General features: G+C 71.1%; 4 protein-coding genes. 1 reads left to right on the top strand and 3 read right to left on the bottom strand.

Annotated features, from left to right (window positions below; translation table 11 throughout):
- Window positions 1-64: 64 nt before the first annotated feature.
- From AC1D01_RS22965 to AC1D01_RS22955, 3 genes are all read right to left on the bottom strand, one after another.
- Window positions 65-1,864, bottom strand: a complete 1,800-nt coding sequence (locus tag AC1D01_RS22965) for a M61 family metallopeptidase (protein ID WP_477870400.1) — start codon at window positions 1,862-1,864, stop codon at window positions 65-67.
- A 98-nt stretch (window positions 1,865-1,962) separates the two neighbouring features.
- Entirely contained in the window at window positions 1,963-2,709 is a 747-nt protein-coding gene (locus AC1D01_RS22960; RefSeq protein ID WP_477870398.1) for a DsbC family protein, read from the bottom strand.
- A 10-nt stretch (window positions 2,710-2,719) separates the two neighbouring features.
- The gene (locus AC1D01_RS22955; RefSeq protein ID WP_477870396.1) at window positions 2,720-3,844 is read right to left on the bottom strand and encodes an FAD-dependent monooxygenase; all 1,125 of its coding nucleotides are present in this window, start codon (window positions 3,842-3,844) and stop codon (window positions 2,720-2,722) included.
- A gap of 90 nt (window positions 3,845-3,934) precedes the next feature.
- On the opposite strand from AC1D01_RS22955, the gene AC1D01_RS22950 reads away from it, so the two are divergent.
- A partial coding sequence (locus AC1D01_RS22950) for an AsmA family protein (RefSeq protein WP_477870394.1) occupies window positions 3,935-4,288 on the top strand: 354 nt, incomplete at its 3' end.

The following is a 4,288-nucleotide window of genomic DNA, read 5'->3' as shown; positions in this document are numbered from 1 at the left end:
TGCACGCCGAGCACCAGCGCCAGCAGCGCGACGCGCCGCAACGGCCTCGCGCGCAGGGCTGCGGTCAGCCGCGCATCCATGCCTGCCGCAGGGACTGCGCGGCGACGGCGGCCTTGTTGTTCTCGGCGGCGGCGCYTGCCGGCGACAACGCCACGGCGCCGCTGTCAGGCAGCGCGGCGGCCACGAGCGGCAGGTGCAGCAGGCGCTGGTCGCGCGACACCAGCAGCGTGGCCCGGCCGTCGTCCGGCAGCAGGCGCAGCAGGTCGTCGAGCCGGCGCAGCCGCCAGTCGTCGACGCCGAGCAGTTCGTCGCCGGCCGACAGCCCGGCCGCTTCGGCGGCCCCGCCGCGCAGCACGTGGCTCACCTTGATGCCGGTCAGCGCACTCTCCGCCACCCGCAGGCCCAGCCGCTGGGCCATCGTCGGCGCCTGCTGCGACCAGGTCACGCCGGCGCGCTGCAGCAGCTCCTTCAGCGGCAGCTCGCCGGTGCCGTGCACCCAGGCCTGCAGCTCGGCCGCCATCGAGCGGCCGCCCACCTCGTGCAGCACCGCGGCGATGTCGTCCTGCGAGATCGGCCCGCCGTCGCTGCGCGCCCACAGGCCGCGCATCACGTCGTCCAGCGAGCCCTGGCCGCGCGTGCGCAGCGTCAGGTCGAGCGCGAGCGCCACCAGCGAGCCCTTGGTGTAGTAGCTGATCGTCGCGTTCGGCGTGTTCTCGTCGCCGCGGTAGTACTTGACCCAGGCATCGAAGCTCGATTGCGCGACGCTCTGCACCTGCCGGCCCGGCGCGGCCAGCACGCCGGTCACCGTCTTCGCGAGCAGCTTCAGGTAGCGCGGCTCGTCGACCAGGCCGGCGCGCAGCAGCAGCAGGTCGTCGTAGTACGAGGTGAAGCCCTCGAAGAACCACAGCAGTTCGGTGTAGTTCTCCTGCGTGTAGTCGTAGCGCGCGAACTCGGCCGGGCGCAGGCGCTTGACGTTCCAGGTGTGGAAATACTCGTGGCTGATCAGCCCGAGCAGCGTCACGTAGCCATCGCTCAGGTCGGTCTTCAGCTCGGCCTTCGGCTCCGCCGGCGGCCTGGCGCCCGGCCGCGCGCGCTGCGGCAGGTCGCGCCGGGCCGCGATCAGCGCGGTGCTGGCCCGGTGCTCCAGCCCGCCGTAGCCGTCGTCCACCGCGTTCAGCATGAACACGTAGCGCTTGAAGTGAGGCTTCTTGCGGCCGTGCCAGAACGCGATCTCGGCCTCGCAGATGCGACGCGCATCGGCCAGCAGGCGCTCGCCGTCGAAATCGGGCAGCGCGCCGGCCACGATGAACTCGTGCGGCACGCCGGCCGCCTTGAACTCGCCGCGCCAGAAGTCGCCCAGCTCGACCGGGTGGTCGACCAGTTCGTCGTAGTCGGCCGCCTGGTACAGGCCCTGGCCGCGCGCATCGGTCTTGACCGCCGGCAGCGCGGTGCCCACGCGCCAGCCCTTCGGCAGGCCGCGCATCTCGACCGCCTGCGGCTCGGCCTCGCGCCCTTCGACGCGCAGGAAGACGCTGGTGCCGTTGTAGAAGCCGCGCTGCGCATCGAGGAAGGCGGTGCGCACCGAGGTGTCGAACGCGTAGACGAGGTAGCTGACGGTCAGCGCGCCGCGGCCGTCGCAGGCGGCCAGCCAGGTGGCCTTGTCGAGCTGCTGCAGCGCGATCTCGCGCGAGCCCTGGCGGGCCTGCAGCTGCGACAGGTGGCGCGCGAACTCGCGCACCAGGTAGCTGCCGGGGATCCACGCTGGCAGGCTCAGGCGCTGCTGCGCGGCCGGCTGCGGCACGGTGAGCGTCACGCGGAACTGGTGCGCGTGCACATCGGCGATCTCGATGCGGTGGGAAATCATGGGATCAGGAAGGCCGCTCGGGGGGCGGCCATGCGCTCATGCAGGGGTTTTCTGCGGGCGCCATTGTCACCGCAGGGCGGCTGCCCTGCTCGACCGCGTCACTTGACGGCGGTGGTGGCGGCGCTGCTCACGAGCAGCTGCTTCTCGATCTGCTCGAGCGGCATCGCACCGGGGAAGCGCGTGCCGTCGGCGAACACCAGCGCCGGCGTGCCGTTGATGCGGTATTTCTTGCCCATCGCGACGTTGCGATCGAGCGGCGTCTCGCAGCTGCCCATCGAACGCGGCGGCGGCTCGCTGCGCAGCATCCAGCCCAGCCACACCTTGCTCGGCTCCTTCGCGCACCAGATGTCGCGCGACTTCTGCGGCGAATCGCCGCCCAGGATCGGGTACAGGAAGGTGTAGACGGTCACGTCCTTGATCTTCTGCAGGTCGGCCTCGAAGCGGCGGCAGTAGCCGCAGTTCGGGTCGGCGAAGACGGCGATGCGGCGCGCGCCGGTGCCGTTCTTCCAGACGATCGCGTCCTTCAGCGGCAGCTTGGCGAAATCGATCGCGGTCAGCTTGTTGATGCGCGCCTCGGTGAGGTTGGTGCGCGCCTTGGTGTCGATCAGCGACCCCTCGACCAGGTAGTTGCCCTGCTCGTCGGTGTAGAGGATTTCGGTGCCCATGCGCACTTCGTACAGGCCCGGGATCGGCGTCTTGGTGATCTCGTCGATCGGCGGCATGGCCAGGCGCTCGGCCAGGTTCTTGCGGATCTGCGCCTCGTCGGCATGGGCCGCCGGCGCCAGCAGCAGCGCGGCGATGAGGGGGGCCGCAAGGCAGGATCGGATCAACGGAAAGTTCAGCATGGCAATGCCTTCAGGTGTCGAGCGCCCGGGCGGTCAGCCAGCGCTTCAGCGGGGAGAGGTGGTTGACCAGAGTCATGCCGCGGTTGCGAAGTTCCCGCACCGCGGGTTGGTCCGTGGAAAACAACCGCCACAGGCCTCCGGTCAATTCTCCCATCGCCCGGGTGGGTGCGAGGCGTGAGCGTTCGTAACGGCGCAGCAGCTTGGCGTCTGATAGTTCACGCCACGGCTCCCGCGCTGCCAGCACCTGCGACAGCGCGGCCACGTCGGCCAGCCCGAGGTTCAATCCCTGGCCGGCCAAAGGGTGAACGACATGGGCCGCATCGCCCAGCAGCACCCAGCCGGGGCCGCACCAGGCGCTGGCGCGCGCCTGGATCAGCGGCCAGCCGGCGCGCGCCGACGCCAGGCTCAGCCGGCCGCAGGCGCCGCCGGTGGCGTCGTTCAAGGCCTGCTCGAAGGCCATGGCATCGAGTGCCAGCAGTTCCTGTGCACGCGCCTGCGGCAGCGACCAGACCAGCGCATGCGAGCAGCCCGCCTGCGGCAGGTCGAACGGCAGCAGCGCCAGGATGTCCGGCGCGCGGAACCATTGCCGGGCCACGTGGCGGTGCGGCTGGTCGGCGACCAGCCGCGCCGCGATCGCGACCTGGCCGTAGTCGTGGCGCTCGAAGCGCACGCCCAGCGCGGCCCGCGAGGCCGAGGCCTTGCCTTCGCACAGCGCCGTCAGCGGCGCCTGCACCTCGGTATCGGCATCGACGCCCGGCGCCAGCAGCTCGATGTGGGGCGAATAGCGCACCGCGGTGGCGAGCGCCTGCTCCAGCGCCGCCACGTCGGTGATGAAGGCCAGTTCGGCCACCTGCTGCTGCCAGGCCGAGAACTCGAGCGCCGCGCCGGCCGCATCGCCCTCGACACGCATCTCGTGCACCGCGGTCGCGGCCCCCGGCGGCAGCGCCTCCCAGACCTTCAGCGAGGCCAGCAGCGCGACCGAGCCGGGGTTCAGCGCGTAGGCGCGCACGTCTTCGCCGGCAGGCGGCGCGGCATCGGGCACCAGCGCGACTTTCAGCCCCTGCCGGGCCAGCGACAAGGCCAGCGCCTGGCCGACGATGCCGGCCCCTCGGACACACAGATCGAAGCGTTTCATGAGGTTTCATTGTAGGGACCGGCTCCACCCTGGCGCCCTTGAGGGCAGAATCGGTGCCCCCACGCTGCGCCCCTGCGGTCGACCGATTCGATGAAACCCTGGATCCGCAAACTCCTGCTGGCACTGGCCCTGCTGGTGCTGCTCTTCGGCGCCGTGCTCGTCTGGCTGGTGTCGACCTTCGACCCGAACGCCTACAAGGGCCTCGCGATCGACTGGATGAAAACCCACCGCGCCCGCACACTGGCGATCGACGGGCCGATCAAGCTGTCGGTGTTCCCGCGGCTGGCGGTGCAGCTGTCGGCCGTCAAGCTCAGCGAGAAAGGCCGCGCCGACGAGTTCGCGGCGCTCGACGAGGCCTCGCTGTCGGTCGCTGTGCTGCCGCTGCTGCGCCGGCAGCTGGTGGTCGACCACGTCAGCGCCCGCGGCCTGCGCCTGGTGTACCGG

This window comes from Rhizobacter sp. P3_B12 (assembly GCF_056402895.1).
The sequence above is the reverse complement of the archived record's forward strand: the minus strand, read 5'-3'. Positions and strand labels throughout refer to the sequence as shown.